At 60.1% G+C, this 25,945-nt stretch carries 28 protein-coding genes; 11 read left to right on the plus strand and 17 right to left on the minus strand.

Translation table 11 applies throughout. From position 1 onward, the window contains the following. Window positions 1-80: 80 nt before the first annotated feature. Complete coding sequence (locus FRT59_RS10710) at window positions 81-1,124, minus strand: aminopeptidase (protein WP_034116623.1); 1,044 nt, start codon at window positions 1,122-1,124, stop codon at window positions 81-83. Between the two features lie 110 nt (window positions 1,125-1,234). Here FRT59_RS10710 and FRT59_RS10715 point away from each other — a divergent pair, with 110 nt between their 5' ends. Continuing rightward, the gene (locus FRT59_RS10715; RefSeq protein ID WP_034116622.1) at window positions 1,235-1,657 is read left to right on the plus strand and encodes a PA0061/PA0062 family lipoprotein; all 423 of its coding nucleotides are present in this window, start codon (window positions 1,235-1,237) and stop codon (window positions 1,655-1,657) included. 1 nt (window position 1,658) lies between these two features. Here FRT59_RS10715 and FRT59_RS10720 read toward each other — a convergent pair whose 3' ends face one another. Together FRT59_RS10720 and FRT59_RS10725 are read right to left on the minus strand one after the other, a co-directional pair. Further along, window positions 1,659-1,898: a DUF1161 domain-containing protein gene (locus tag FRT59_RS10720; RefSeq protein WP_003187312.1), complete on the minus strand. Its 240-nt coding sequence runs from the start codon at window positions 1,896-1,898 to the stop codon at window positions 1,659-1,661. A gap of 146 nt (window positions 1,899-2,044) precedes the next feature. Beyond that, complete coding sequence (locus FRT59_RS10725) at window positions 2,045-2,476, minus strand: OsmC family protein (RefSeq protein ID WP_003170750.1); 432 nt, start codon at window positions 2,474-2,476, stop codon at window positions 2,045-2,047. A gap of 218 nt (window positions 2,477-2,694) precedes the next feature. Between FRT59_RS10725 and FRT59_RS10730 the strand changes: the two genes are divergently transcribed. Continuing rightward, entirely contained in the window at window positions 2,695-3,696 is a 1,002-nt protein-coding gene (locus tag FRT59_RS10730; RefSeq protein WP_153871189.1) for an LLM class flavin-dependent oxidoreductase, read from the plus strand. A 57-nt stretch (window positions 3,697-3,753) separates the two neighbouring features. Here FRT59_RS10730 and FRT59_RS10735 read toward each other — a convergent pair whose 3' ends face one another. Together FRT59_RS10735 and FRT59_RS10740 are read right to left on the minus strand one after the other, a co-directional pair. Further along, window positions 3,754-3,978 carry a DUF1161 domain-containing protein gene (locus FRT59_RS10735; RefSeq protein ID WP_153837274.1) on the minus strand — a complete coding sequence of 75 codons (225 nt, stop codon included), beginning with the start codon at window positions 3,976-3,978 and terminating at the stop codon, window positions 3,754-3,756. A gap of 116 nt (window positions 3,979-4,094) precedes the next feature. After that, complete coding sequence (locus FRT59_RS10740; protein WP_005783406.1) at window positions 4,095-4,310, minus strand: dodecin; 216 nt, start codon at window positions 4,308-4,310, stop codon at window positions 4,095-4,097. 158 nt (window positions 4,311-4,468) lie between these two features. Between FRT59_RS10740 and FRT59_RS10745 the strand changes: the two genes are divergently transcribed. Continuing rightward, complete coding sequence (locus FRT59_RS10745) at window positions 4,469-4,795, plus strand: ElaB/YgaM/YqjD family protein (RefSeq protein ID WP_016969656.1); 327 nt, start codon at window positions 4,469-4,471, stop codon at window positions 4,793-4,795. Between the two features lie 8 nt (window positions 4,796-4,803). On the opposite strand, the gene FRT59_RS10750 is transcribed toward FRT59_RS10745, so the two are convergent. Then, the gene (locus tag FRT59_RS10750; RefSeq protein ID WP_153871190.1) at window positions 4,804-5,700 is read right to left on the minus strand and encodes a LysR family transcriptional regulator; all 897 of its coding nucleotides are present in this window, start codon (window positions 5,698-5,700) and stop codon (window positions 4,804-4,806) included. A gap of 110 nt (window positions 5,701-5,810) precedes the next feature. On the opposite strand from FRT59_RS10750, the gene trpB reads away from it, so the two are divergent. The 3 genes from trpB to FRT59_RS10765 all read left to right on the plus strand — a co-directional run bounded on the left by trpB (window position 5,811) and on the right by FRT59_RS10765 (window position 9,701). After that, window positions 5,811-7,037 (plus strand): tryptophan synthase subunit beta, encoded by a 1,227-nt coding sequence (gene trpB / locus FRT59_RS10755; protein WP_034116617.1) that lies wholly within the window; start codon window positions 5,811-5,813, stop codon window positions 7,035-7,037. Next, window positions 7,037-7,846, plus strand: coding sequence for a tryptophan synthase subunit alpha (trpA, locus tag FRT59_RS10760; RefSeq protein ID WP_034116616.1), 810 nt, complete (start codon window positions 7,037-7,039; stop codon window positions 7,844-7,846). The genes trpB and trpA overlap by 1 nt, the downstream gene beginning before the upstream one ends. Window positions 7,847-8,042: 196 nt before the next feature. Then, window positions 8,043-9,701 (plus strand): FAD-binding oxidoreductase, encoded by a 1,659-nt coding sequence (locus FRT59_RS10765; protein WP_153871191.1) that lies wholly within the window; start codon window positions 8,043-8,045, stop codon window positions 9,699-9,701. A 35-nt stretch (window positions 9,702-9,736) separates the two neighbouring features. Here the strand turns inward: FRT59_RS10765 and FRT59_RS10770 are convergent, their stop codons facing one another. The 6 genes from FRT59_RS10770 to FRT59_RS10795 form a co-directional block, all read right to left on the minus strand. Continuing rightward, window positions 9,737-11,041, minus strand: a complete 1,305-nt coding sequence (locus FRT59_RS10770) for an MFS transporter (protein WP_153871192.1) — start codon at window positions 11,039-11,041, stop codon at window positions 9,737-9,739. A gap of 114 nt (window positions 11,042-11,155) precedes the next feature. Then, window positions 11,156-12,304, minus strand: coding sequence for a galactonate dehydratase (gene dgoD / locus FRT59_RS10775; protein ID WP_153871193.1), 1,149 nt, complete (start codon window positions 12,302-12,304; stop codon window positions 11,156-11,158). Between the two features lie 48 nt (window positions 12,305-12,352). Next, window positions 12,353-12,973, minus strand: a complete 621-nt coding sequence (locus FRT59_RS10780) for a 2-dehydro-3-deoxy-6-phosphogalactonate aldolase (protein ID WP_153871194.1) — start codon at window positions 12,971-12,973, stop codon at window positions 12,353-12,355. 1 nt (window position 12,974) lies between these two features. After that, a complete protein-coding gene (locus tag FRT59_RS10785) occupies window positions 12,975-13,934 on the minus strand; it encodes a 2-dehydro-3-deoxygalactonokinase (protein ID WP_153871195.1) in 960 nt (319 codons plus the stop codon). 176 nt (window positions 13,935-14,110) lie between these two features. Continuing rightward, complete coding sequence (locus FRT59_RS10790) at window positions 14,111-14,437, minus strand: DOPA 4,5-dioxygenase family protein (RefSeq protein ID WP_153871196.1); 327 nt, start codon at window positions 14,435-14,437, stop codon at window positions 14,111-14,113. Between the two features lie 30 nt (window positions 14,438-14,467). Continuing rightward, window positions 14,468-15,418 carry a choline sulfate utilization transcriptional regulator gene (locus FRT59_RS10795; RefSeq protein WP_153871197.1) on the minus strand — a complete coding sequence of 317 codons (951 nt, stop codon included), beginning with the start codon at window positions 15,416-15,418 and terminating at the stop codon, window positions 14,468-14,470. 103 nt (window positions 15,419-15,521) lie between these two features. Here FRT59_RS10795 and betC point away from each other — a divergent pair, with 103 nt between their 5' ends. The 3 genes from betC to FRT59_RS10810 all read left to right on the plus strand — a co-directional run bounded on the left by betC (window position 15,522) and on the right by FRT59_RS10810 (window position 19,669). Further along, window positions 15,522-17,036 carry a choline-sulfatase gene (gene betC / locus FRT59_RS10800; RefSeq protein ID WP_153871198.1) on the plus strand — a complete coding sequence of 505 codons (1,515 nt, stop codon included), beginning with the start codon at window positions 15,522-15,524 and terminating at the stop codon, window positions 17,034-17,036. 17 nt (window positions 17,037-17,053) lie between these two features. Beyond that, the gene (gene choX / locus FRT59_RS10805; RefSeq protein WP_153871199.1) at window positions 17,054-17,968 is read left to right on the plus strand and encodes a choline ABC transporter substrate-binding protein; all 915 of its coding nucleotides are present in this window, start codon (window positions 17,054-17,056) and stop codon (window positions 17,966-17,968) included. A gap of 132 nt (window positions 17,969-18,100) precedes the next feature. Next, entirely contained in the window at window positions 18,101-19,669 is a 1,569-nt protein-coding gene (locus FRT59_RS10810; protein ID WP_153871200.1) for a SulP family inorganic anion transporter, read from the plus strand. Window positions 19,670-19,716: 47 nt separating this feature from the next. Here FRT59_RS10810 and aroE read toward each other — a convergent pair whose 3' ends face one another. Together aroE and hemF are read right to left on the minus strand one after the other, a co-directional pair. Then, window positions 19,717-20,535 (minus strand): shikimate dehydrogenase, encoded by an 819-nt coding sequence (aroE, locus tag FRT59_RS10815; protein WP_153871201.1) that lies wholly within the window; start codon window positions 20,533-20,535, stop codon window positions 19,717-19,719. Beyond that, complete coding sequence (gene hemF / locus FRT59_RS10820) at window positions 20,535-21,467, minus strand: oxygen-dependent coproporphyrinogen oxidase (protein ID WP_034116604.1); 933 nt, start codon at window positions 21,465-21,467, stop codon at window positions 20,535-20,537. Before hemF ends, aroE begins: the two co-directional genes overlap by 1 nt. A gap of 160 nt (window positions 21,468-21,627) precedes the next feature. Here hemF and FRT59_RS10825 point away from each other — a divergent pair, with 160 nt between their 5' ends. Next, on the plus strand, window positions 21,628-22,605 hold the full coding sequence (locus FRT59_RS10825; protein ID WP_153871202.1) for an NADPH:quinone reductase: 978 nt from the start codon (window positions 21,628-21,630) through the stop codon (window positions 22,603-22,605). Between the two features lie 119 nt (window positions 22,606-22,724). On the opposite strand, the gene tsaC is transcribed toward FRT59_RS10825, so the two are convergent. From tsaC to FRT59_RS10840, 3 genes are all read right to left on the minus strand, one after another. Continuing rightward, window positions 22,725-23,282, minus strand: coding sequence for an L-threonylcarbamoyladenylate synthase type 1 TsaC (gene tsaC / locus FRT59_RS10830; RefSeq protein WP_034116602.1), 558 nt, complete (start codon window positions 23,280-23,282; stop codon window positions 22,725-22,727). 75 nt (window positions 23,283-23,357) lie between these two features. Further along, a complete protein-coding gene (gene dprA / locus FRT59_RS10835) occupies window positions 23,358-24,461 on the minus strand; it encodes a DNA-processing protein DprA (protein WP_153871203.1) in 1,104 nt (367 codons plus the stop codon). Between the two features lie 63 nt (window positions 24,462-24,524). Continuing rightward, entirely contained in the window at window positions 24,525-25,301 is a 777-nt protein-coding gene (locus tag FRT59_RS10840) for a peptidoglycan-binding protein (RefSeq protein ID WP_153871204.1), read from the minus strand. A gap of 135 nt (window positions 25,302-25,436) precedes the next feature. Here FRT59_RS10840 and def point away from each other — a divergent pair, with 135 nt between their 5' ends. Further along, complete coding sequence (def, locus tag FRT59_RS10845) at window positions 25,437-25,943, plus strand: peptide deformylase (protein WP_034116599.1); 507 nt, start codon at window positions 25,437-25,439, stop codon at window positions 25,941-25,943. The last annotated feature ends 2 nt before the right edge of the window (window positions 25,944-25,945 follow it).

Raw genomic sequence — 25,945 nt, forward strand, 5'->3', positions numbered from 1 at the left:
CGCTATCGGGGGCAAGCCCCTCCCACAGTTGGCCTGTGTACACCGCTCAAAATGTGGGGGGGCTTGCCCCCGATGAGGCCCTAACGGCCAACCCCTTCCAACTGCCTCAACGCCGCCTTGCGCTGCACCACCGGCAACCCGCCCAACCTCTCCACAGCCGCATAAAACCTCACCCAATTCCCACCTTCCTGTGCAAACAACGCCGCAAACGCCGGCACCCATTGGTCATACAGCCCGAATGGCAATAACCGCGCATTGTTCATCGGTTGGTTGATCCAGGCGTCATAACGCTTGTCGCCGCCCCATTGGCTATCACGCATCTGCCGGTATTCATTACGCAAGTGCTCGAACCGCGCCGCCTTGGCACGCCGCATCACGTCCACTGCCAACGGCTGCGCGTACAACGCATCCAGGCGTTTGCGGGTATCGAGAATCAGCCGGATAAATTGATCACGTTGCTTCAACGCCGCATCACTGACAGGTGGCAAGCCGCGTGCCGCACGCCATTGGCGGGTGCCTTCCTGCTCGACGAAATTGGCATAAGACTCGTTGAACTCGGTGTCGTCCTTCACATAAAAGCGCTGATGCGCCAGCTCATGAAAGATCAGCGTAGCGAGGCGCTCATCGCCCCAGCTCATCATCGAACTCATGATCGGGTCGTTGAACCAGCCCAAGGTTGAATAGGCCTCGACGCCACCAATCGACACGTCCAGGCCTTGTTGTCGCAGCAGCGCCGCCTCGCCGCGCGCCGCGCCTTGGTTGTAGTAGCCGCGGTAGGCGACGCAACCGGCGATGGGAAAGCAGTGGTTTTCCGGAGACAGAGAAAATTCCTGCGTGGCAAAGACATTCCAGACCACGTAGGGCCGGCCGATATCGGCGTATAGCCGGTAACTTTGATTGTCAGGCAAATGCAGGTGCTCGCTGGCAAAGGTACGAGCTTTTTGCGATTGAGCGAGGTGCTCGCGCAGTAATTGAGGCCGAGAGGGGTCGGCGATGACCTCGGCAACCGGCTCCCGCGCCCGCAACAGCTGCCACTGACCGCTGGCCAACTGGCTGTAATAACTGACGCTGGAGCAGCCGCTGAGTAGCACAACCATCAACCCTGGAAGAAAACGCCTGATCATGCCCCAACTGCTCCCGGGTGATTTGTTCGCCAGACTATCGCGCTTGAAGGGGATTTTTCCACGGCGCGGCATGTTTATACTCAAAGCTCTCCTCGCGTTGAGTACCTGCCATGCGTCAGTTTCTGTTGCCAATCGCCGCCCTGTTGCTCAGCGCTTGCGCCTCGACCCCGATCCCACCCGTTGACCCGCAGCAGGCCTGGGTCGACTTCACCACGCCGACACCGGGTTCCAAGTTGGTCATGGCTCAGCGCCTGGATGGGAAAAACCTCGACGACGGGCGCTATTTCCAAATGCCCCCCGGCCCTCACGAACTGATGGTGCGCTTTGACTTTGAAGTGCCCGCCGGGGGCGGCCTGGGCGGCCTCAGCCAGATGATGTATCGAACCTGCTTCATGACCCTGCAGTACGACCATTTCCAGGCAGGCCAGCGCTATGTGCTCGAAGGCCGCTCGCTGGCGTTCACGCCCAACATCCGCCTGTACGACTCAACACGGCAGTTGCTGGCCGAGGAGCGCAGCGTGAACTGCATCTGAGTCAGTCGTTGTTTTTCTGGTAGATGATGCGCTTGGTACCGTTTTCGCAAGAACCGACAATCATGGCTTCATCATGGTTCTTGGCTTCTTCGGCAGTGATAATTTCCAGGGTGTAGGACGGAATCGCCTTGGCCTGGATCTTCACTTCAATTTCCTTCCTGAGCTCTTCACAATCTTTTGGAGCGGCCACGGCCGAAGTGGCCAATACACCGCAGATGATCGCCAAGGCAAAACGTTTCATGTGTGTAGCTCCCTGAATGCATGCGCACGAGTGTGCACCTAAGGCTGCATAGGCTATAGGACCACATAGGGGAAACACGAGTTCTGATTTAACGCAGAACTAAATGAGAAGAGGGCAAGCCCCCCTCCCACACAGGAAGTGCAGTATTAATTAACCAGCGTGCCATCCAAAGTGATGGTCGCATTCAATACCTTGGAAACCGGGCACCCCTCCTTGGCCTTTTTGCTCAGTTCATCGAACTGCGCCTGGCTCGCGCCTGGGATCTTGGCTTTCAGGATCAGGTGCACCGCAGTAATCGCAAAGCCGCCATCGACTTGATCCAGGGTCACTTCGGCCTGGGTGTCGATGCTGTCTGCCTTGAGCCCGGCATCGCCGAGAATCATGGAAAACGCCATGGAGAAACACCCGGCGTGAGCCGCGCCGATCAGTTCTTCAGGATTGGTGCCTTTACCGCCCTCGAAACGGGCCTTGAAGCCGTAGGGCGCTTCGCGCAGTACGCCGGTTTCCGTCGAAATGGAACCCAGACCAGTCTTCAGATCACCTTCCCAATGCGCGGATGCCTTTTTAACGATACTCATAGCTTTCTCCTCGAACGGTGGTTTTGTTTCAGTAAGGTTCTGAGGATAGACGCACCGGCAAAGTTCACTCGTAAGAGAAACCTAGTGATTAAGTAGGAAATTTCGCACTTACTATTGAATCTCGGGTATATGCCCTCATTGCATAGAGCATGCACATGCAGCGGCAGGTTTTGGTTCGTCTATAAAAGCCTGTGCGCCCCCAATGGAGAAGCAGGCTTATGAAATCGCTGTCCGACGTAAAGTTTTCGACCCTCGACCTGGTGCCCGTGCGCGCCAATGGCAGTCCGGCACAATCGCTGCGCAATTCCCTGGACCTGGCCCAACACGTGGAAAAGTTCGGCTACCACCGCTTCTGGGTGGCTGAGCACCACAATATGGACGGCATCGCCAGTTCGGCCACCTCGGTACTGCTCGGCTACCTGGCCGGTGGTACCTCGACCATCCGCGTGGGTTCCGGCGGGGTGATGCTGCCTAACCACGCACCGCTGGTGATCGCTGAGCAATTCGGTACGCTGGAAAGCCTCTACCCCGGGCGCATCGACCTGGGCTTGGGCCGCGCCCCCGGTTCCGACCAGATGACCGCCCGCGCCCTGCGCCGTGAACGCTCCGGCAGTGCCGATGACTTTCCCGAAGACGTGGCCGAGCTGATGGCGTACCTGGGCCCACGTACGCCCGACCAACGGGTTATCGCTGTACCGGGCACCGGCACCAATGTGCCAGTGTGGCTGCTGGGCTCAAGCCTGTTCAGTGCACAATTGGCCGGCGAGCGTGGTTTGCCCTATGCCTTCGCCTCCCATTTCGCACCGCGCTTGATGCATGAGGCGATTCGCGTGTACCGCAATCACTTCAAGCCTTCGGCCGTGTTGGACAAACCCTACGTGATGCTCGGCATTCCACTGGTGGCAGCGGACACCGATGAACAGGCCGATTACCTGGCCACCTCGGTGTACCAACGCATCCTCGCACTGATGCGCGGCCAGAGCCTGGTGCAACGCCCACCGGTAAAAACCATGGACGGCCTGTGGCTACCCCATGAAAAAGACGCGGTCGGTAGCTTCCTTGGTTTAGCCATGGTGGGCAGCCCGGCGAAGATCCGCGCCAAGCTGGAGGTGTTGATCGAGCAGACCGGCGCCGATGAACTGATCTTCACCTGCGACCTATACGAGCACGCCGATCGGATTCATTCCTACGATCTGCTGGCGCAGGTGATGAAAGGCTGAATGCCAGGCGAAAAAAACGACGCACCTGTGCGTCGTTTTTATGTCTGCAGCACGGGATTAACCGCGCTTGTAGGCAATTTCCTTGGTGCCACCATCGCACGTGCCGACCACTTTGTGATCGCTCGGCGTAGATCCTTTTTCCACCACTTGCAGGGAATAACCCGAGGCGCCATTGGCCTCGATCTTCGCTGCGATCTCGCCTTTCAGCTCCTCACAGTCCTTGGCTGCCATAGCCGTACCTGCAATGCTCAACAAACCCACCGCCAACAGAAACTTCTTCATCCGTTACTTTCCTTGCGCTGATCAAATAGAGCGTGCCGACGCTCATCGCATCGGCACCCGTTGTTTGTAGCGCAGGTTATGGCAATCGGCCAGCGGGCAAAGTTCAATCCACCCGATCAACTACTGGCAATTCGGAATCCCACTTTAAGCGTGACCTGGAAGTGCGCGGCCTTGCCGTCCTTGATGTGCCCGCGGGTTTCGGTTACCTCGAACCACTCCAGATGCTTGATGCTTTTGTTGGCTTCAGCCAGGGCATTGTTGATCGCGTCTTCGATGCTGGTGGTGGAAGAGCCCACCAGTTCGACTTTCTTGTAGGTGTGATGATCACTCATGGCGTTTCTCCTAGGGGGTCGTTAATCAAGACTAGCAGTGAATGTTCTTACTGCTTCTGGCGACCGTTGGGAGGCGAAAGTTCAGAATTACTGCACTTTCTGAAACCGCCGCAGTCGGTATCTACACACGCCACTCAATCACTTCAGGAGATGTCCAAATGGCCAACACTTCTTTACGCAAAGCGTCGCTGGAAAGCATGGAAGCCGAGATTTCGAGCCTGCTCAAATCCCTTGAGAGCCTCAAGGATGACGCGTCCGATGAGTCGCGCAAAACGCTGAAGGCCCTGAAAAGCAATGCCGAGAACGCCCTCAAGCACTCTCGTCACCTGATCAGCGACGCTTACGAAGAAAGCAAAGTCAAAATCCGCGAAACCGGTGCTGCCACCCGGGACTACGCACAAGAGCACCCTTGGACTACCGCAGGCGTCGCCGTTGGCGCGCTGGGCCTGCTGGCGGCTTACCTGCTGTGCAAACGCGGTGACTGATTGACCGGTTATAGCGGTTGGCGCAACAGCTCAGCCTTGAGCCATTGCGCCAACTGCCCAGCGCGCCCATCTGCGGCGCGCTTGGGTAGCCACAACGCCAGATGCGCCGGGGTTTCACTGAAACCCCACGGCGCCACCAGGCGACCCGCACGCAGGTCCTCTGCCACCAGCGGTTCTGGCGCGATCGCCACCCCCAACCCTGCAACGGCCGCCTCCAGCAAATAATACAAGTGCTCAAACCCCTGGCCGAGTTTCAACGCGCCCGGCTCGATGCCATGTTGCCGCGCCCAACTGGGCCAGGCTTGCGGCCGAGACGTGGTGTGCAGCAACGCTTCACCCATCAACGCCGACGCCGGTGCCTCACGCAGTTGTTCATAACCAGAAAAGCGTGGGCTCAGCACCGGGCCGATACGCTCGCTGGTCAGTTCATACACCTGCATATCCGCCGGCCACGGCGGCTCGGTAAATACCAACAAGGCATCCAACCCAGGGCGACGAGGATCCAGATCGCCTTCGCCTGCCGACAGGTGCAGGCGCAAGTCGGGCAAATCTGCATTCAAGCGCCCCAGGCGCGGAATAAACCAACGCGCCAGCAAACTGCCCGAACACCCCAGCACGAAAGGTGCATCGGCGCTGCTCTGGGTGAGCTCAGCGCACACGTCCCGCAAACGCTCGAACGCCTCCGCGCTGGTATCCCGCAGCCGCACGCCCGCATCTGTGAGTTTAAGGCCACGCCCCTCCTTGACGAACAGGCTCACACCCAAGTGTTCTTCAAGCACTTTCAACTGGCGACTCACCGCGCCGTGGGTCACGTGCAGTTGCTCCGCAGCCTGGCTGACGCTGTTGAGGCGGGCAGTGGCTTCGAATGCGCGCAAGGCATTGAGGGGCGGGAGGTCGCGGCTCATGTGTGAGTTTTCCTGACAGGTTACGGCGATCTTATCGGTTTTCAGGCTAAAGCGTGAGGGGTAGAGTGGCCGTCATTGCCTCTCACACACATTCCTTCCTGGAGCGTCCCATGACTCAGTCCCAGACCGACCTTCGCAACGGCCCTGACGCCAACGGCCTGTTTGGTGCGTTCGGTGGCCGCTACGTCGCCGAAACCCTGATGCCGTTGATCCTCGACCTGGCCCGTGAATACGAAGCCGCCAAGGTGGATCCGGCGTTCAATGAAGAATTGGCCTACTTCCAACGCGATTACGTCGGACGCCCAAGCCCGCTGTACTTCGCCGAACGCCTGACCGAGTTCTGCGGCGGCGCCAAGATCTACCTCAAGCGCGAAGAGCTGAACCACACCGGCGCGCACAAGATCAACAACTGCATCGGCCAGATCCTGCTGGCGCGGCGCATGGGCAAGAAACGCATCATCGCCGAGACCGGCGCCGGCATGCACGGCGTGGCCACTGCCACCGTGGCGGCGCGCTTTGGCCTGCAATGCGTGATCTACATGGGCACCACCGACATCGAGCGCCAGCAGGCCAACGTGTTCCGCATGAAGTTGCTGGGCGCCGAAGTGATCCCGGTGGTTGCTGGCACCGGCACCCTGAAAGACGCGATGAACGAAGCGCTGCGTGACTGGGTGACCAACGTCGACAGCACCTTCTACCTGATCGGCACCGTGGCCGGCCCACACCCGTACCCGGCAATGGTGCGCGACTTCCAGGCCGTGATCGGCAAGGAAACCCGCACCCAGCTGCAAGCCCAGGAAGGCCGCCTGCCGGACAGCCTGGTGGCGTGTATCGGCGGTGGCTCCAACGCCATGGGCCTGTTCCACCCGTTCCTGGATGACACCAGCGTCGAGATCATCGGCGTGGAAGCGGCAGGCCACGGCATCGAAACCGGTAAACACGCCGCCAGCCTCAACGGCGGCGTACCGGGTGTGCTGCACGGCAACCGCACCTTCCTGCTGCAGGACGACGACGGCCAGATCATCGACGCCCACTCGATTTCCGCCGGCCTCGACTACCCTGGCATCGGCCCGGAACACGCCTGGTTGCATGATATCGGCCGTGTCCAGTACACCTCGGTGACCGACGACGAAGCCCTCGACGCCTTCCACAAATGCTGCCGCCTGGAAGGGATTATTCCTGCACTGGAAAGCGCCCACGCCCTGGCTGAAGTGTTCAAGCGCGCACCGACTTTGCCCAAAGATCACCTGATGGTGGTTAACCTTTCTGGCCGTGGCGACAAAGACATGCAGACCGTGATGCACCACATGGAAACCGCTAAGCAGGAGAAACACTGATGAGCCGCCTGCAAACCCGCTTTGACCAACTCAAAGAACAAAACCGCGCCGCCCTGGTGACCTTCGTCACCGCCGGCGACCCGGGTTATGACACCTCGCTGGCCATCCTCAAAGGCTTGCCAGCGGCTGGCGCCGACGTGATCGAACTGGGCATGCCCTTCACCGACCCGATGGCTGACGGCCCGGCCATTCAATTGGCCAATATCCGCGCGCTGGAAGCCAAGCAGAACCTGCTCAAAACCCTGCAAATGGTTCGCGAGTTCCGCAAAGACAATAACGACACCCCGCTGGTGTTGATGGGCTACTTCAATCCGATCCACAAATATGGCGTACCGAAGTTCATCGCCGATGCCAAGGAAGCCGGCGTCGACGGCCTGATCGTGGTCGACATGCCGCCTGAGCACAACGGTGAGCTGTGCGACCCGGCCCAGGCTGCAGGCATCGACTTTATCCGTCTGACCACGCCAACCACCGATGACGTACGCCTACCCACCGTGCTCAATGGCAGCTCCGGCTTTGTGTATTACGTGTCGGTCGCCGGTGTGACCGGTGCGGGTGCCGCCACCCTCGAACATGTCGAAGAAGCCGTCACCCGCCTGCGTCGTCATACCGACCTGCCGATCAGTATCGGCTTTGGCATCCGCACCCCGGACCAGGCCGCGGCGATTGCACGCCTGGCCGATGGTGTGGTGGTGGGGTCGGCGCTGATCGATCACATCGCCAACGCCAAGAATGACCAGCAAGCCATTGATGGGGTGTTGAGCCTGTGCGCGGCGCTGTCCGAAGGTGTGCGTAACGCTCGTAAGTAATCCCCTGGTCAGATCGCACCCTCTGAACACTTTCGATTTATACGCTAGGCTCAAAGGGGCGGGCATTTCGCCCCTCCCTTTAACGAACTTCGTGCCCTTTGCCGTCTAACCTCCCTCGCAAGCCCGGCAGTCCTTGCCCCTCGGTCGTTAAGTTAGCCGCATCAGAAGTCATCCTTGGCTCTTTAAGGAGTACATCATGGCATTTGATCTCGTCCCCCCTTCAGATCGCCGTCATTCAACGTTGCAAAAAGGCTTCAACCTGCGCTGGCCGCTAGGCAACGTGCAGGGCCAGTCCTCACCCAATGGCGCCAACCTGATCTACCTCTGCCGTAGCCCCCAAGACATCATTGACGCCGCCGCACAGGCGTTGGCGCAACCCAATGGGCGCATCACCGTACGTAGCGGTGGCCATTGCTACGAGGGTTTTGTCGCCAACAAGATGCCCGACAACCCCCATGAGATGCTGTCGATTCTGGATATCAGTGCGCTGAACCGAGTGGTCTACAGCGCCAACGGGCAACTCGGTTCCGAGCTGGAGCCCAGCGCAACTGAACGCTATAGCTTTCGCCTGGAAGCCGGGGCCCAAAACTGGGATGCCTATGTCACGTTGTACAAATTGGCCAACAAAACCCTGCCCGGTGGCTCGTGTTATTCGGTGGGCCTGGGCGGGCACATTTGTGGGGGTGGCTATGGGCTGCTGTCGCGCAAATATGGATTGGTGTGTGACTGGCTGAGTGGTGTGGATATCCTGGTGCCCGACAGCCACGGCAAAGGCCTCGAACCGCGCCACGTGTCCAGGGACAGCGCCAGCCAGGACGAACTGGACCTGTTCGCTGCGTGCTGCGGTGCGGGCGGCGGACAGTTCGGCATCATCACCAGCTATTACTTCAAAGACCTGCCACCGGCACCGAAAGAGGTGCTGTGGCTGGTGTTGGAATGGGACTGGTCCGTACTGACCAAGCCTGCACTCGACAACCTGCTGGTGGCCTATCAGTCATGGTTCGCCAGCAATCAAGGCAACCCGGACACCTGGGGCCTGGCGACCAAGCTGGAGATGCGCCATCAGCACACGGGCAATGTGACCCTGGGAATTCACTATGTAGACAAGGACGGGGAGCTCAAAGACCGGGCGCCCTTCAATGACTTTGTCGACAAGATGCTCACGGCCATCGGCCTACCCGCCACTGAGTCGCTGGTGCCGTTTCACGTCATCCATCTGCCCCGTAGTACCACCGGCGGGCGCGCCATCAACTCAGTGTCATCTGCCCAAGCAGCGGCCCAACGCCTGGATTGGCTGGTGTGCCAGCAAACATTGAATGGATCGGGGGACAACCAGCGTGGGCGCTATAAATCGGCCTACCAGAAGGGCGAGTTTATCCCTCAAGTGCTGGACGCCATCTGGAAAGCACTGACCTGGCCAGACCCCGATAACCGCCTGACACAAAGCCTTATCCAGATTCAGTCCTTCGGCGGCCAGATCAATGCCGCCAGCGGGCTGGTACGCAAGGAGTCGTCGGCCGTACAGCGCTCGTCATACCTCAAGTGGCAACCACAATGTTACTGGCGTGACGACAGCGCTGCCTCGGACCAAGCTCATGCCGACTGGATCCGAGGGCTGTACTTCAACGCGTTTGCCAATGATCAAGGAGTACCGGTCAACGACGAGTTCGAAGGTTGCTACATCAACTACCCCGACCTCGACATGACCTACGTGGGAGGCAACCCAGCCAATGGCGAAAACCCCCAGTGGTACAAGATCTTCTTTCCCGACCAGAACATCGAAAGGCGCCTGCGGCGTACCAAACAGCGCTGGGACCCGCACAACATTTTCCATAACGAAATGTCGGTGCGGTAATCGCGAAAAAAGGGCGGCCCCAAGGCCGCCCTTTTTTACAGCTCGATCCGCTCGACTTTACCTACAAGCAATATGTAGGAAAGTGCTCCCAGCAACGCCAGTACCGCGATGTAGGTAATCGCTGGCGCAAACGACGAACCACTGGCCAGAAAGCCAATCACGATCGGCGTCGCGATCGCGGACAGGTTACCGATGAAGTTGAACACGCCCCCGGTCAGCCCCAGCAACCGGGCAGGCGCCAAGGTCGACACCAGCGACCAGGTAATCGATGCCAGGCCATTGCCGAAAAACGCCACCGCCAGAAACGCGATGACCCACGCCGTCGAGTCCACATAGTTGGCACCGATGATTGCCGTGGAAATCAGCAGCCCGCTGATGATCGGCAACTTGCGCGCAAAGCCCACCGAGGCACCACGGCGAATCAGCCAATCGGAAAACACCCCCGAACATAGAACGCCCACAAACGCTGCCAGGAACGGCAACGATGCCAGCAAGCCTGACTGGATGAAGTCCATGCCGCGATATTTCACCAGGTAGGTCGGAAACCAAGTCAGGAAGAACCACAGCGTGGAGTTCAGGCAGAACTGGCCCAGGTAAATGCCCCAGAGTTTGCGCTTGCTCAGCACGATGCCGAGGTCGACCCAACTGAAGGGTGCCTTGGACGTTTGCGCCTGCATGTCCACCAGGCCGCCGCCGTCACGGATCAACTGGATTTCAGCGGCATTGACCCCTTTGAAATCCTTCGGCTCGCGATACACCGCGTACCAGATCGCCGCCCACAGGATGCCGACGCCACCGGTAACGACAAATACCATGTGCCAGCCGTAATGGTGCTGAAGCCAGGCCAGTACCGGCGTGAGGAACGCCAGGCCAACGAATTGCCCGGAGGTGTAGACGCCAATCGCGGTCGCGCGCTCGCGCTCGGGAAACCAGGTGGTGACCACACGGCTGTTGATCGGGTAGGCCGGCGCTTCCAGCGCGCCCACCGCCATGCGCAGCACAAACAGCGCGATGAAGCTCGCGGCGAACCCCAGCATGACGGTGGCAATCGACCACAACAGCAGGGCGACCGTATAAAGAATGCGCGGCGGCACGCGGTCTACCAGCCAGCCGCCGGGGATTTGCATGGCGGCGTAGGTCCAGCCGAACGCCGAGAAAATCAGCCCGACCTGCATCGGGTCAATACCCAAGTCGCTGGTCAGCGCCGGGGCAGCAATCGACAGGTTGCTGCGGTCGAGGTAGTTGATCACCACCGTAATGAACAGCAGCACCATGATGAAGTAGCGCTTTCTACTGGGCGTCACTAAAGAAGCCTGCCCAGGGAGGGGTTCAGCGTGCATGGGGTTGCCTCTTCTTGTGTTTATTGAGGATTGGGCTTACTGAGGGAACCGGATCAAATGTGGGAGGGGACAAGCCCCCTCCCACATTTTCAACCGCGTTTCTTCAAGCAGGAATCACCACTCGGCAAAGCTGCCATCGGCATGGCGCCAGATCGGATTGCGCCAGCGATGACCGATGGCCGCACGCTCAACCACATATTCCTCGTTGATCTCAATGCCCAGGCCCGGGCCATTGGGGATCCTCACAAAGCCCTGGTCATAGTCGAATACGCCCGGGTCACGCACGTAGTCGAGCAGGTCATTACTCTCGTTGTAGTGAATACCCAGGCTCTGTTCCTGGATAAACGCGTTGTAGCAAACCGCATCCAGTTGCAGGCACGCCGCCAGGGCGATCGGGCCGAGCGGGCAGTGCAGGGCCAGAGCCACGTCGTAGGCTTCGGCCATGTTGGCGATCTTGCGGGTTTCGGTAATACCGCCCGCGTGGGAGGCGTCCGGCTGGATGATGTCCACATAGCCTTCGCTGAGCACCCGCTTGAAATCCCAACGCGAGAACAGGCGCTCGCCCAGGGCAATCGGCGTACTGGTCAACGGGGCCAGTTCTTTCAGCGCCTCGTAGTTTTCACTGAGCACCGGCTCTTCAATGAACATCAGTTTGTACGGGTCGAGCTCTTTCATCAGCACCTTGGCCATGGGCTTGTGCACGCGGCCGTGGAAGTCGACGCCGATACCCACGTTAGGGCCAACCGCATCGCGCACGGCGGCGACGTTGGCCAAGGCCAGGTCGACTTTTTCGAAGCTGTCGATGAACTGCAATTCTTCGGTGCCGTTCATCTTCACCGCAGTGAAGCCACGGGCCACGGCATCTTTGGCGGCACGGGCAGTGTCGGCGGGGCGGTCGCCGCCGATCCACGAGTACACACGGATCTTGTCACGCACCTGACCACCCAGCAGATCGCTGACCGAGACGCCCAAGGCCTTGCCCTTGATGTCCCACAGCGCCTGGTCGATGCCGGCGAGGGCGCTCATGTGCACGGCACCGCCACGGTAGAAACCACCGCGGTAAAGCACGGTCCAGATATCTTCGATATTGCGTGGGTCTTTGCCGATCAGGTAGTCGGACAGTTCTTCGACAGCGGCGGCAACGGTATGAGCGCGGCCCTCAACCACGGGCTCACCCCAGCCAGTCACACCCTGGTCGGTTTCGACCTTGAGGAAGCACCAGCGCGGCGGGACGATAAAAGTCGTCAGTTTGGTGATTTTCATCTCTTGTCTCTCTTATAGATGCAGCGCCTGTGGGCGCGGAACTTGTTCTCAGCTCAGGGCTTTCCAGGCGGCTACATAAGCCTGGGCTCGGCTCGCGACCTGATCCACTGTCATTCCCGGTTTGAACAAACCGGAACCCAACCCGAACCCCTTGGCGCCGGCGTCAATGAACACCTGCATGTTGTCCGCAGTAATTCCGCCCACCGGCAGCAACAAGGTGCCCGCCGGCAATACCGCCAGCCATGCCTTGATCACCGAAGGGCCCATTTGCTCGGCCGGGAACAGCTTCAATACGTCGGCGCCTTCGGCCAGTGCGGCGAAGGCTTCGGTGGGCGTCGCCACACCAGGCGACAAGTACAGGCCCGCAGCCTTGGCAGCACGCAGTACCTTGGCATCGCTATGGGGCATGACGATCACCTGGCCACCTGCGGTCTTTACCTGATCGACCTGTTCCGCCGTTAACACCGTGCCGGCGCCAATCAGGCAATCGGCGGGCAGGCTGTCGCGCAGGGTGCGGATGCTGGTGTACGGGTCTGGCGAATTGAGCGGGACTTCGATCACGCGAAAACCCGCGTCGTACAGCACCTGGCCGACGGCCTGGGCTTCGTCCGGGCGTATGCCGCGCAGGATTGCGATCAAACCGTTTTGCGCGAGTGCTTGCTTGAGCATGTCAGGCCTCCGTTACAGGTTGAGTGAGCCCAGCCGCCACGGCCAGTTGCCACAGGCCGCGCTCGGTGGCTTCCTGCGCCAGACTCACGTGGGCGAAGCCGCACAAGGCGAGGGCACGTTGATAGCGGGCGCAGAGTGGAGCAGCACCCACCAGGATGATCGGCTTGTGCCTGGCGTGGTCTGGCAAGCCAGCAAGTTCGTGGCCGATCAGCAGGCCAGACAGATAGTCAGGTTGCTGGTCGGGCGAGAGTTCGGCGGTCAGGCCCAGGGTACGGGCACTGAACAGGGTCGACAGCACGCCACGCTGGCCGTCTTTCGAAAGTGCCACCTGCACGCCGCGGTCGAAAGCCTCGGCCTGGAACTGGTCGCACGGCTGCTGGGTACGGCCTAGGATGCTGTGCTTGCTCAATACCGCGAACAGTTCACCGGTCATGAAGGTGTCGAAATGAGTAATGCGACCTTCGATCACCTCAACCCACTTGGAATGGCTGCCGGGCAACCCAATCAACACTTGGGTCCCAAGGCCTTGCAGCACGCCGACCACCTGGGTCTCTTCGCCGCGCATCACATTGGGCAGGCCGACCTGCTCGATCACTCCGGGCACGATATGCACATCCACCCCACGCAGGCTGCGTACACAGTGCAACGCCTGGCCGAGGCTGGCGACATCCACAGGTGTGTTGCGGTAAGCCGCCTCACTCCAGCCCTGGGCGCTGCCGACCATACCGCAAGCGATAACCGGCAACCCGGGCTGTGCGTCGAGCCAATCGCCGCAAGCGGTATCGAACGCCAACTCGAAGCCGTTCGTACAGTAAATGCCGGCGATGTCCCGGGGTTCGATGGGTAAATGCATGATGCCGCAGGCCAACGAGCGCTGTTCCAATACAGCGCCGGCGGGGCCGAGTTTGTAAGCACGAAGGGAGCTGGTCCCCCAATCGAGCGCGATCAATTGCGCTTGCATCGCTTCACCTGAAATAAGTGGGTGCTGAAAAAAGCAGATGGGCGAATATAAACCTACGCTCGGCGATATCTCAATATATAAATAGCAATCCCATATATTGAGATAAAACGAGATGAATCCTACAGCCCTCCCTATTGTTGCAACGGGAACGGCAGGGCTTTAACTGATAAGCAAGGTTAAAAAATCGACAGGTCAAGCTCGCGCATCGCGCCCATCCAGATCGCGTAATCGGTGTGATCCTTCAGGTCATCGCCGGTTTCGGGGTGCAGGAACACCACCAGGCCATTACGATGCAGCGCCAGCCACGGCAGTACCACGCCGATGTATTCCGGGTCGAATGCCAGCTGGCAACTCCAATCCGGGTGCGGACCTACGGGCCGCTCATGCACACGGCCCATGTGTAACGGGAACAGCTTGACCGCATCTTCACAGAGCGTGCGCGCCTGGTCGATGGTGTTGGCGTCAAAGTAGACATGGGCGTGATAGCCCTTGATACGTTGCATGGGGGACTCCGGAACCAATATTCCCCGATCCTAGACCGCAATCGATGGCAGGGCCAGCCCGGTCAACGACTGCGCACTGCTGGCCTGTTCCGCCACCAGCCACTCGACAAAACGCTCGACCAACGGCCCCCGACGTTTGCGCTGGGGCTGCACCACGTAATAGCCGAAGCGTGAGATCACCGTGTCGCTGATCGGTCGGCACAGCCAGTGTTGTTCCAGCAGGTTATCCACCAGATGACGCCAGCCGATGGCAACACCCTGGCCGGCAATCGCGGCCTGGATCAGCAGGGTGTAATTATCGAAACGCAATTGGCCCGGGGTGGGTGCCGCCGTGATACCCAGTTCGCGAAACACCCCGCTCCAGTCGAACCACTGGCTGTTGTTTTCCTGGCGCAGGTGCAGCAGCGGGCAGTCTTGCAAGGTCTGCACGGTCAAGGGCGCGGCCTGGCTCTTGAGCCATAGCGGGCTGCACACCGGGAACACTTCCTCATTGAACAACCACAGGCTGTCGCCCTGCCTGAAACGACCATCGCCGAACAGCACCGCCACATCAATATCGCTGCGCAGGGTGGCGTGGTTGCGCTCGCTGGTGACCAAGCTCACATCCACCTGCGGGTTGGCCTGGTGGAAGCGATGCAGGCGCGGCATCAGCCAATACGCGGCAAAGGCGAAGTCGGTGGCCACTTGCAGCACTTCATGCTGGTCTTGCTGGGAGATAGCACTGAGGCCTTGGTTGATGCTCTGCAAGCCGTTTTGCACGTGCTCGAACAGCAGGGCACCGGCGTCAGTCAGCTCGGTACCGCGATAGATTCTGTCAAACAGGCGGATTGCCAGTTGTTCTTCAAGACGCTTGATCTGCTGGCTGACAGCCGGTTGGGTGGTGCCCAGCTCCGTCGCGGCAGCGGTAAAACTGCGGTGGCGCGCCGCCGCCTCAAAGGCACGCAGCAGGTCGAGAGAGAGGTCGCCAAGCGCTTCATACATAAGCTGTACTTATCCTAGACATTGCTTGCCGTGGGCTTTACCCCATTTTCCATGGGCCGCATGCTCATTCGCATAAACACTGCCTATGGAATGCCGAGAGCCCATGAAGCGCAAGAACATTCTTTTCATCATGGCCGATCAAATGGCCGCGCCGATGCTGCCGTTCTACGGTCCGTCCCCGATCAAGTTGCCTAACCTCAGCCGCCTCGCCGCGCAAGGCGTGGTGTTTGACGCCGCCTATTGCAACAGCCCGTTGTGCGCGCCGTCGCGCTTCACCCTGGTCAGCGGCCAGTTGCCGAGCAAGATCGGCGCCTACGACAACGCCGCCGATTTCCCCGCCGATGTACCGACCTATGCCCACTACCTGCGTCGCCTTGGTTACCGCACCGCGCTGTCGGGCAAGATGCACTTCTGCGGCCCCGACCAACTGCACGGCTACGAAGAACGCCTGACCAGCGACATCTACCCCGCCGACTATGGTTGGGCGGTGAACTGGGATGAACCGGACGTACGCCCCACCTGGTACCACAACATGTCCTCGGTGCTGCAAGCCGGCCCGTGCGTGCGCACCAACCAGCTGGATTTCGACGAAGAGGTGGTGTTCAAGGCCCAGCAATACCTGTTCGACCATATCCGCGAAGACGGCAACCAGCCATTCTGCCTCACCGTGTCGATGACCCATCCCCACGACCCCTACACCATTCCCAAGCCGTTCTGGGACCTGTACGACGACAACGACATCCCAGTGCCAGCGACGCCGGCCCAGTCCGACCTCGACCCGCACTCCCAGCGGCTGCTCAAGGTTTATGACCTGTGGGACAAACCGCTGCCTGTGGATAAGATCCGCGACGCACGGCGCGCCTACTTTGGTGCGTGCAGCTACATCGACAGCAATGTCGGCAAGCTGCTGCAGACCCTGGAAGACACCGGCCTGGCCGACGACACCCTCATCATCTTCTCCGGCGACCACGGTGACATGCTCGGCGAGCGAGGCCTCTGGTACAAAATGCACTGGTTTGAAATGGCCGCACGCGTACCGCTGTTGATCAGTGCGCCGGGGCAGTTCGCGCCGGGGCGCGTGTCCAAAGCCGTGTCCACCGCCGACCTGTTGCCGACCCTGGTGGAACTGGCCGGCGGTGAGCTGGACCCGCGCCTGCCGCTGGACGGCCGCTCTCTGGTCCCGCACTTGCAAGGGCAGGGTGGGCACGACGAAGTGTTCGGCGAGTACATGGCCGAAGGCACCGTCAGCCCGCTGATGATGATTCGTCGGGGCGCCTACAAATTCATCTACAGCGAAGACGACCCTTGTCTACTGTTCGATGTGCACAACGATCCGCACGAGCGGGAGAACCTCAGCCAGTCAGCGGAACACCGATCGCTGTTCGAGGCGTTTTTGCGTGAAGCGCGGGCCAAATGGGACATCCCGGCGATCCACCAGCAGGTACTCGCCAGCCAACGCCGTCGCCGCCTGGTGTTTGAGGCACTGACCCAAGGCAAGCTGAAGAGCTGGGATCACCAGCCACGGGTGGACGCCAGTCAGCAGTACATGCGCAACCATATCGACCTCGACGACCTGGAGCGCAAGGCACGTTATCCACAACCCTGCCAAAACCAATAAAACAAAGAGGGAAGGCCATGCAAAAGTTGACGGTTGTGCTGGGCATGCTGGCGTTGACCAGCGCCAATGTTTACGCGGACGCCACCTGTGAAACGGTAAAAATGGCCGACCCAGGCTGGAGCGACATTGCCGCCACCAACGCCATTACCGGCTTTTTGCTGACAGGCATGGGCTACAAGCCCAAGGTCGATACCCTGGCAGTGCCGATCACCTTTGGCGGCCTCAAGGATGGCCAGGTGGATGTGTTCCTCGGCAACTGGATGCCGGCGCAACAGGGTTTCTATGACAAGTTCGTGGCCAACGGCGATGTGGTGCAGTTGGCGAAGAACCTCGAGGGCACCGAGTTCACCCTCGCGGTACCAGATTATGTGTGGGATGCCGGGGTGCATGACTTTGCCGACCTGAACAAGTTTGCCGACAAGTTCGACAAGAAGATCTACGGCATCGGCTCCGGCGCGCCGGCGAATATATCGTTGCAGGAGATCATCAAGAAGAATGACTTCGACCTGGGCCAATGGAAGCTCATCGAGTCCAGCGAACAGGCGATGCTTGCCGAAGTTTCGCGAGCGGTGAAGAAACAACGTTTCGTTACCTTCCTCGGCTGGACACCACACCCGATGAACGTGCAGTTGAAAATGCATTACCTCAAGGGCGGGGAGAAGTATTTTGGTGACACCGGGAGCGTGTATACCCTGACCCGCAAGGGTTACGCACAAGCCTGTCCAAATGTCGGAAAACTGCTGACCAACCTGAGTTTCACCCAGGAGATGGAGAACAGCATCATGGCGCAAGTGGCCAACAACAAGGTCAGCAATGCCGAGGCGGCGAAAGCGTGGATCAAGGCTAATCCGGGGGTATTGGATAAGTGGCTTGATGGCGTGAAAACCGTGGATGGCCAGGATGCGTTGCCGGCGGTAAAAGCCAAACTGTAAAGATCACACTCCCCCTTGTAGGAGCTGGCTTGCCAGCGAGGAACTCGAAAACGCCGCGTTTTTTCAGACAGCCCGCGTTATCGTTAACCCTCTTCGCGAGCAAGCTCGCTCCTACAGTATTTCGAGCGACTCATGCGCCGGCCCAACCGCCATACACTTTTCCCCTTCCTCAGCTGGCTCCCGCGCCAAACCCGCGCCAGCGTAGGCCGGGATGCAATCGTCGGCCTCAGCGGCGCCGTGCTCGCCCTGCCGCAGTCGATTGCCTACGCACTGATCGCCGGCCTCCCACCAGAGTACGGGCTCTACGCCGCAATCATCCCGGTATTGATCGCTTGCCTGTGGGGCTCTTCCTGGCACCTGATCTGCGGTCCTACGGCAGCGATTTCCATCGTGCTTTACGCCAGCATCAGCCCTTTGGCCGTGCCAGGCTCCCAGGACTACATCACCCTCATCCTGTTGCTGACCTTCCTCGCCGGGGTGTTCCAGTGGTTGCTCGGCCTGCTGCGCTTCGGCGCGTTGGTGAATTTTGTATCGCATTCGGTGGTGTTGGGTTTCACCCTGGGCGCCGCCGTGGTGATCGCCTTGGGGCAGCTGCCTAACCTGCTGGGGCTGGATTTACCGAGCCAGGCGACGGCTATCAATAGCCTGCTGACGCTGATCGACCAGGGTGGCGAGTGGGACCATGCGTCCTTGGCGCTTGGGCTCGGTACGTTGCTGGCAGGCATGCTGCTCAAGTACCTGGTACCTCGCTGGCCGACCCTGTTGATCACTCTGGTCCTGGCCAGCCTGGCGACCTGGCTATGGCCGGCAATGTTCGGGCATGTGGCGCTGGTCAGTTCGTTTATTGGCACAGTGCCGCCGTTCAGCCCGTTGCCGATGGACCTGGACATGGTCCTGCGCCTGCTGCCCAGCGCCGTGGCGGTGGGCATGTTGGGCTTGGTGACCAGCCTGTCGATTGCACGCTCGCTGTCAGCCCGCTCGCAACAGTTGCTCGACGCCAACCAGGAAGTACGCGCCCAGGGTTTATCCAACATCGTCGGTGGATTTTTCTCCGGCTACCTGTCAGCCGGATCCTTCACACGCTCGGGCCTCAGTTACGAGGCGGGTGCCTGTTCACCGTTGGCGGGGGTGTTTTCCGCCTTGTGGGTGGCTTTATTCGCGTTGTTTGGAGCGACATTGATCGCGCATATTCCGATCCCGAGCATGGCAGCGAGCATCCTGCTGATTTGCTGGGGCCTGGTGGACCACCGTGGCATTCGAGCGTTGTTCCGGGTCAGCCGCGCCGAATTCGTGGTGATGAGCCTGACGTGTGTCGCCACCTTACTGCTGGAACTGCAAACGGCGATTTATGCCGGGGTTCTGGCATCGCTGTTTTTCTACCTCAAGCGCACCTCGCAGCCGCGGATTCAGCAATGGCGCGACGGTGAAGAAGACGTGTTGCGGGTAGGCGGCTCGATCTTTTTTGGCGCCAGCCATTACCTGCAGGTGCGCTTGCAAAGCTTGCAGGGCGAGCGGGTGGTGATCGAGGCGCAGCAGATCAATTTTATCGACTACTCCGGAGTGGAGATGCTGCACCAGGAGGCGCGGCGGTTGGCGGGGCTGGGGCGCAGCCTGACGTTGCGTCGAGCCAGGCCGCAGGTAGTCGAGGAGTTAAGAAAACTGGAAGGGGCCGACAACTGCCCCATCCATTTCGAAGACTGAATATGATCAAAACTGTGGGAGCAGCTCCCACACATTGAAGTGGGAGGCTAGGCCAACTGGCGGCGCAGTTCAGCCAACACCGGCGCCGAATCCGGGCGCACACCGCGCCACAGGAAGAAGGCTTCCGCCGCCTGCTCCACCAGCATGCCCAGGCCATCCATTGCCACCGCAGCACCGTGTTGCGCAGCCCAGCGGCAGAACGCAGTGGGTTCCTTGGCATACATCATGTCGTAGCAGAACGTCTTGCCCGGTTCGATCAGGCTGCCGGCAATCGGCGGTACATCGCCCGACAGGCTGGCTGAAGTGGCGTTGATGATCACGTCCACCGGCTCACGCAGCCAGTCGAAACCACTGGCAGACACCGGGCCCAGGTCGTTGAACAGCTCAGCAAGCAACTCGGCCTTTTCCACCGTGCGGTTGGCGATGATCAACGAAGAGGGTTGCTGCGCCAGCAACGGCTCCAGTGCACCGCGCACCGCGCCACCGGCACCCAGCAACAGGATGCGCTTGCCGTGCAGGGTCAACCCGGCATTCACCGTCAGGTCGCGCACCAGGCCGGCGCCGTCGGTGTTGTCACCCAACAACGTGCCGTCAGCCTGTTTGCTCAGGGTGTTCACCGCCCCGGCGCGTTTGGCCCGTTCGGTCAAGGCATTAGCCAGGCGGTAGGCTTCTTCCTTGAACGGTACGGTGACGTTGGCGCCACGGCCCTGTTGAAAAAACTCACGGGCGCAGTTGGTGAAACCCTCCAACGGCGCGAGCAACGTGTTGTAGTCCAGTTGTTCGCCGGTCTGCTCGGCAAACATACGGTGGATCAACGGCGATTTGCTGTGGCCTATGGGGTTGCCGAAGACGACATAATGGTCCATCACACCGCCGCCTTGGGCGCGACAATGCCGAGCCAGTCGCGGTCTTGCAGGAAATAGTCAGTAAGACGCGCTTCTTCGCTGCCGGCCTCGGCCTTCCAGTCGTAGCTCCAACGTACCTGGGGTGGCAGCGACATCAGGATCGACTCGGTGCGCCCGCCCGACTGCAGGCCGAACAGGGTGCCACGGTCATAGACCAGGTTGAACTCGACGTAGCGGCCCCGGCGGAATTCCTGGAACTCGCGCTGTTGCTCGGTATACGCCATGGCCTTGCGACGCTGCACAATCGGCAGGTAGGCGTCGATATAGGCGTCGCCGATGGCGCGGATAAAGGCAAAGCAGGTGTCGAAGCCCCACTCGTTCAAGTCATCGAAGAACAGGCCGCCGATGCCACGGGGTTCATTGCGATGCTTGATGTGGAAGTAGCTATCGCACCAGGCCTTGTAGCGCGCGTAAACGTCCGGGCCAAACGGCGCACAGGCCTGCTCGGCCACGCGGTGCCAGTGGACGCAATCTTCTTCGTTGCCGTAGTACGGCGTGAGGTCAAAGCCGCCACCAAACCACCACACTGGTTCTTCGCCGTCTTTTTCAGCGATGAAAAAGCGTACGTTGGCGTGGGAAGTCGGTATATGCGGGTTGTGCGGATGGATCACCAACGACACACCCAGGGCTTCAAAGCCGCGACCGGCCAGCTCAGGGCGATGGGCACTGGCGGACGGCGGCAGGCCGCTACCGAACACGTGGGAAAAGTTGACGCCACCTTTCTCGATCACCGAACCGTTTTCGATCACACGGGTGCGACCGCCGCCGCCGGCAGGCCGGGTCCAGGCGTCTTCGATAAAGCGAGTGTCCGTCTCGAAGGTTTCCAGGGCGCTGCAAATGCGGTCTTGCAGATCAAGCAGGTAGGCTTTAACAGCCTCGGTGCGGGTAGTCATGGCATCACCTTGAATCGGGCAAAGCTACGCGAGGCCATTGGGCGTCGGCGGCAAATGGGCGCACAGGATACCACTGCAATCCGTTGCGCCGCAGTTGACGAGGATCAAGCTTAGGAGTGGGATAGGGGGCTACGCGAATGCAACCTCAGGAGAAGTGCAGATGGCCAAACGTATCCAGTTCAGTGCCCATGGTGGCCCCGAAGTGCTTGAGTATTTGGACTACACGCCAGCGGAGCCTGGCCCACAGCAGGTTCGCGTGCGTAACGAGGCCATAGGCCTGAACTTCATCGACACCTATTTCCGCAGTGGCCTCTACGCGCCGCCAGCCTTGCCATCGGGCCTGGGCGCGGAAGGCGCCGGGGTGGTTGACGCCGTGGGCAGTGAAGTCACCCAGTTCAAGGTCGGCGACCGCGTGGCTTACGGCAGCGGCCCGCTGGGTGCCTACAGCGAGTTGCATGTACTGCCCGCCGCCAACCTGGTGCACCTGCCGGATGACATCAGCTTTGAACAGGCTGCCGGTGCCATGCTCAAGGGCCTGACTGTGCAGTACTTACTTCGCCAGACCTACGAATTGAAAGGTGGCGAGACCATCTTGTTCCACGCCGCTGCCGGTGGCGTGGGTTCCCTGGCCTGCCAATGGGCCAAGGCCCTGGGCGTGAAGTTGATCGGCACAGTCAGCTCCCCGGAAAAGGCCGCCCTGGCCAAATCCCTCGGTGCCTGGGAAACCATCGATTACAGCAAGGAAAACGTCGCCCAACGCGTACTGGAATTGACCGACGGCAAAAAAGTGCCGGTAGTGTACGACGGCGTCGGCAAGGATACCTGGCTGACGTCTTTGGACAGCGTGGCACCGCGCGGGCTGGTGGTGAGTTTCGGTAATGCGTCGGGCGCGGTGGATGGGGTGAATTTGGGGATTCTGTCAGCCAAGGGTTCGCTGTATGTGACCCGGCCGACACTCGCGACCTACGCCAGCAACCCGCAGGCCTTGCAGGCGATGGCGGATGATCTGTTTTCGATGATCAAGAGCGGCAAGGTGCGCATTGATATCAACCAACGGTTTTCGCTGGCGGATGCGGCGCAGGCGCAGACGGAGTTGTCGGAGCGCAGGACGACGGGGTCGACCATTCTGTTGCCATAAGCCTTGAGACAGGTGGAGGCTTGAAGGGCCTCTTCGCGAGCAAGCCCGCTCCCACATTTGGATGTATTCACAGATCAAAATGTGGGGGCGGGCTTGCTCGCGAAGGACACGCAGCGGTGTCAGGAAGGCCGCACCACATTTCCCGTCGCCAGGTCACGAATCAGGCTCGGGTTCTTGCGCCCACCCAGCGCGCCACCCAGCACCAAGTCCAGCTGACCGCGAAAATACTGCTCAACGCGAATCCGCGTGCGTGCCGCCGGGCGCCCCTGAGGGTTAGCCGAAGTGGAAATCAACGGCCCGACCTGCGCGCACAAATCCCTCACCAGCGGGTGATCGGTGACCCGCAACGCCACCGTGTCATGCACACCCGTGACCCATTCCGGCAGCAAGTCCTGGTGGGGTACCAACCAGGTGTTAGGCCCAGGCCAGGTACTGGCCATGCGTTCGATCCAGGTGTCCGGGAAGTCTTCAAACAGAAAGTCGAACTGACGAATATTGTCCGCCACCAGGATCAGGCCCTTGTCCACCGACCGGTTCTTGATCGCCAGCAGCCGATCCACCGCTTCTTCATTCCACGGGTCGCAGCCAAGGCCCCAGACCGCTTCGGTCGGATAAGCAATCACCGCGCCTGCGCGAATTTCCCGTGCGGCTTCAAGCACACGCCACCTGTTGACCATTGTTTACTCTCCGGACTAAAGCTCTGGGCAGTTTACCGATCTTCGTTACAAAACCTAGCTCCAATAAACTGGCCGCTACAAAAGCTGGCTGCGTGCAACCCAGCGGCCGCTTTCGCAGATCACCTGACCTTCCAGCTCCAGTTCTGTAAGGGTTGCGAGCACGTGGGACAACGGTCGACCGCTGGCAATTGCCAGGGCTTCGCTGCTATGTGGTGCCGCATGCAGCAGCGCGACCAGTGGATGGGTGACCGGCATCGGTACCGGACGCGACAACGCTTGCCAACCGCGCAGGCCTTCAAGGATGTGCTCAATAGTTTCCACCAGCACCGCGCCATCACGGATCAATTGATGACAGCCCTTCGCCCCGGGATGGTGGATGGACCCCGGGATCGCATACACCTCACGCCCTTGCTCCGCGGCCAGCCGTGCAGTGATCAGCGAACCGCTGGCCATACTGGCTTCCACCACCAGAACGCCTAATGAAAGCCCGCTGATAATCCGATTACGCCGTGGAAAATTGGCAGCCTGGGGCGCGGCATCCAGCGGAAACTCGGAAACCACGGCGCTACCTTGGGCAATCATCGCCGCCGCGAGCTTGCGATTACGCTGTGGATAAAAATTTTCCAGGCCAGTGCCGAGCACACCGATTGTATGACCGCCCACATCCAATGCCGCCTGATGTGCCGCCCCGTCAATGCCCAATGCGAGACCGCTGGTGATGACAAAACCGGCGCTTGCCAGGCTGCGGGAAAAGGCAGCGGCAGTGTCCATGCCGGGGCGCGACGCACGCCGACTACCGACCATGGCCAGCTGAGGTTTTTCCAGGATGCCTGGGTCACCCGCGACGAATAGCAGCGGCGGAGCATCATCGATCTGTGCAAGCAGTGCGGGATACTCAGGCTGGTCCCACATCAGCAAATGCTGGGCCGGCTGGGCCAACCAGGCCAATGCCTCACTGGCACCGTCACGGATTTGCGGGCTACGCCGTACATCGGCACTGATGGCGGGCAAGCCGAGGGAACGCCAGGCGCTGGCGGGGGCACTGATGGCCTTGGAGGCGCAGCCGAAGGCTTCGATCAACACATGAAAACGCTTGGGGCCTAGTTCCGGCAGCCTGTGCAAGCGTAGCCGTGCTTCCAGCTCTGCTGGGGAAATTTCACTACTGTTTATCGGATTCATTTGATCATCCTTGACCGTAACAAGCTGTGGATAACTCTGTTGGTAACTTATTTAGCAGGCTATTTATTGCGCTTGTTGAGCAGTCTCAAAACGATCCTGCACCGCCAATGAGCGTGAAGCACTCAGCACCAAGGCATAACTGAGCTTTTCATAAGTACGAAACACCAGCAGGGTGCCGGCCCGCTCATCGGGAAGTTGTGTTGGCATACCGGTGACGGTGTCTCGCACGGTGGCGCCGGCCTTGATGACCGTCAGCAACTGGCCTTCTACCAGGCCATTGCGACGGCCCTTGTTCAGGGTCACGGCATCCAGCACGCCTATCTGAGTGATGCCCTTGGGGATGTCGATGATGTGCCCTTCGATGAAGGATGCTGATTTGGCTGCATCCAGGTTGCCCAGCGCGACAGGCGGTTCGGCGCGAAGCAACCGGTCACCAGGGCGGATTTCCTGGGTAACCCTCTGCACCGCCAACGTGGTGAGATTGTCTGCGAGTAAAAAGCGTGCGGTGCCGATGTCATCGGCATTGATGCCCAGTAGTTCCTGGGTGTCGGGGTCGATGTAGACCTTGCCCCGACGAAAGATGCCGTAGCTGCGCTGGATCGCGTCCAGGTTACCGCGGGCATGTATGCGGTCGCCGTTGGTGCCCAGTACGCGACCGCCCTGTGCTGCGACAATGTAAGGCGCGTTGTCCAAATCCTGGGGCGAGTCAACAACACGGTTGTGCAGTAAAAAGTGCTGGATGGCCTGTTTCGCCGCCTGATCCAGGCGTTCACTGGGCTTAGGAATCAGCGCCGTGGCGAACGGGGCCCACAGCAGCAAGACGAGTAGCGATTTCCTCATGGGGTGAATCTCCTTTATTATGTGCGTTCGCGTGAAATGTCATGGCCTTCGCGGCTTTTGAGCGTTTCACACCGGCCGTGTGGGTCCATCCCACCGCCGATTTGTCTCTACCTCACATGTGCAGCAATTACGCTTATGGCTATTTTGAACATCCTCGAATTTCCCGACTCGCGCCTGCGCACGATCGCCAAGCCGGTGGCCGTAGTGGACGACAAGGTTCGTCAGTTGGTCGATGACATGTTTGAAACAATGTATGAAGCCCCGGGCATCGGCCTCGCCGCCACCCAGGTCAACGTGCATCTGCGCGTCGTGGTCATGGACCTGTCGGAAGATCGCAGCGAACCACGGGTGTATATCAACCCCGAGTTCGAACCGCTGACCGACGAGATGGGCGAATACCAGGAAGGCTGCCTGTCGGTGCCGGAGTTCTACGAGAACGTCGAACGCCCGCTGCGCGTGAAGATCAAGGCCCTGGACCGTGATGGCAAACCGTTCGAACTGGTTGCCGAAGGCCTGCTGGCGGTGTGCATCCAACACGAATGCGACCACCTCAACGGCAAACTGTTTGTCGACTACCTGTCCACGCTCAAGCGTGACCGGATCAAGAAGAAGCTGGAAAAAAAGCATCGCCAGCAAGCTTGATG

Origin of the sequence: Pseudomonas haemolytica (assembly GCF_009659625.1) — a bacterium.
GTDB lineage: Bacteria > Pseudomonadota > Gammaproteobacteria > Pseudomonadales > Pseudomonadaceae > Aquipseudomonas > Aquipseudomonas haemolytica.

Bases quoted from the DNA above. Each gene is read 5' to 3' on its own strand.
- betC (WP_153871198.1), top strand. From the start codon at position 15,522: ATGAAGCGCAAGAACATTCTTTTCATCATGGCCGATCAAATGGCCGCG.
- dgoD (WP_153871193.1), bottom strand. From the start codon at position 12,304: ATGAAAATCACCAAACTGACGACTTTTATCGTCCCGCCGCGCTGGTGC.
- FRT59_RS10790 (WP_153871196.1), bottom strand. From the start codon at position 14,437: ATGCAACGTATCAAGGGCTATCACGCCCATGTCTACTTTGACGCCAAC.
- FRT59_RS10720 (WP_003187312.1), bottom strand. From the start codon at position 1,898: ATGAAACGTTTTGCCTTGGCGATCATCTGCGGTGTATTGGCCACTTCG.
- trpA (WP_034116616.1), top strand. From the start codon at position 7,037: ATGAGCCGCCTGCAAACCCGCTTTGACCAACTCAAAGAACAAAACCGC.
- choX (WP_153871199.1), top strand. From the start codon at position 17,054: ATGCAAAAGTTGACGGTTGTGCTGGGCATGCTGGCGTTGACCAGCGCC.
- FRT59_RS10840 (WP_153871204.1), bottom strand. From the start codon at position 25,301: ATGAGGAAATCGCTACTCGTCTTGCTGCTGTGGGCCCCGTTCGCCACG.
- FRT59_RS10735 (WP_153837274.1), bottom strand. From the start codon at position 3,978: ATGAAGAAGTTTCTGTTGGCGGTGGGTTTGTTGAGCATTGCAGGTACG.
- FRT59_RS10715 (WP_034116622.1), top strand. From the start codon at position 1,235: ATGCGTCAGTTTCTGTTGCCAATCGCCGCCCTGTTGCTCAGCGCTTGC.
- FRT59_RS10765 (WP_153871191.1), top strand. From the start codon at position 8,043: ATGGCATTTGATCTCGTCCCCCCTTCAGATCGCCGTCATTCAACGTTG.
- FRT59_RS10730 (WP_153871189.1), top strand. From the start codon at position 2,695: ATGAAATCGCTGTCCGACGTAAAGTTTTCGACCCTCGACCTGGTGCCC.
- FRT59_RS10795 (WP_153871197.1), bottom strand. From the start codon at position 15,418: ATGTATGAAGCGCTTGGCGACCTCTCTCTCGACCTGCTGCGTGCCTTT.
- FRT59_RS10785 (WP_153871195.1), bottom strand. From the start codon at position 13,934: ATGCAAGCGCAATTGATCGCGCTCGATTGGGGGACCAGCTCCCTTCGT.
- tsaC (WP_034116602.1), bottom strand. From the start codon at position 23,282: ATGGTCAACAGGTGGCGTGTGCTTGAAGCCGCACGGGAAATTCGCGCA.
- FRT59_RS10745 (WP_016969656.1), top strand. From the start codon at position 4,469: ATGGCCAACACTTCTTTACGCAAAGCGTCGCTGGAAAGCATGGAAGCC.
- FRT59_RS10770 (WP_153871192.1), bottom strand. From the start codon at position 11,041: ATGCACGCTGAACCCCTCCCTGGGCAGGCTTCTTTAGTGACGCCCAGT.
- dprA (WP_153871203.1), bottom strand. From the start codon at position 24,461: ATGAATCCGATAAACAGTAGTGAAATTTCCCCAGCAGAGCTGGAAGCA.
- aroE (WP_153871201.1), bottom strand. From the start codon at position 20,535: ATGGACCATTATGTCGTCTTCGGCAACCCCATAGGCCACAGCAAATCG.
- FRT59_RS10725 (WP_003170750.1), bottom strand. From the start codon at position 2,476: ATGAGTATCGTTAAAAAGGCATCCGCGCATTGGGAAGGTGATCTGAAG.
- FRT59_RS10740 (WP_005783406.1), bottom strand. From the start codon at position 4,310: ATGAGTGATCATCACACCTACAAGAAAGTCGAACTGGTGGGCTCTTCC.
- def (WP_034116599.1), top strand. From the start codon at position 25,437: ATGGCTATTTTGAACATCCTCGAATTTCCCGACTCGCGCCTGCGCACG.
- FRT59_RS10780 (WP_153871194.1), bottom strand. From the start codon at position 12,973: ATGCTCAAGCAAGCACTCGCGCAAAACGGTTTGATCGCAATCCTGCGC.
- FRT59_RS10810 (WP_153871200.1), top strand. From the start codon at position 18,101: ATGCGCCGGCCCAACCGCCATACACTTTTCCCCTTCCTCAGCTGGCTC.
- FRT59_RS10825 (WP_153871202.1), top strand. From the start codon at position 21,628: ATGGCCAAACGTATCCAGTTCAGTGCCCATGGTGGCCCCGAAGTGCTT.
- hemF (WP_034116604.1), bottom strand. From the start codon at position 21,467: ATGACTACCCGCACCGAGGCTGTTAAAGCCTACCTGCTTGATCTGCAA.
- trpB (WP_034116617.1), top strand. From the start codon at position 5,811: ATGACTCAGTCCCAGACCGACCTTCGCAACGGCCCTGACGCCAACGGC.
- FRT59_RS10710 (WP_034116623.1), bottom strand. From the start codon at position 1,124: ATGATCAGGCGTTTTCTTCCAGGGTTGATGGTTGTGCTACTCAGCGGC.
- FRT59_RS10750 (WP_153871190.1), bottom strand. From the start codon at position 5,700: ATGAGCCGCGACCTCCCGCCCCTCAATGCCTTGCGCGCATTCGAAGCC.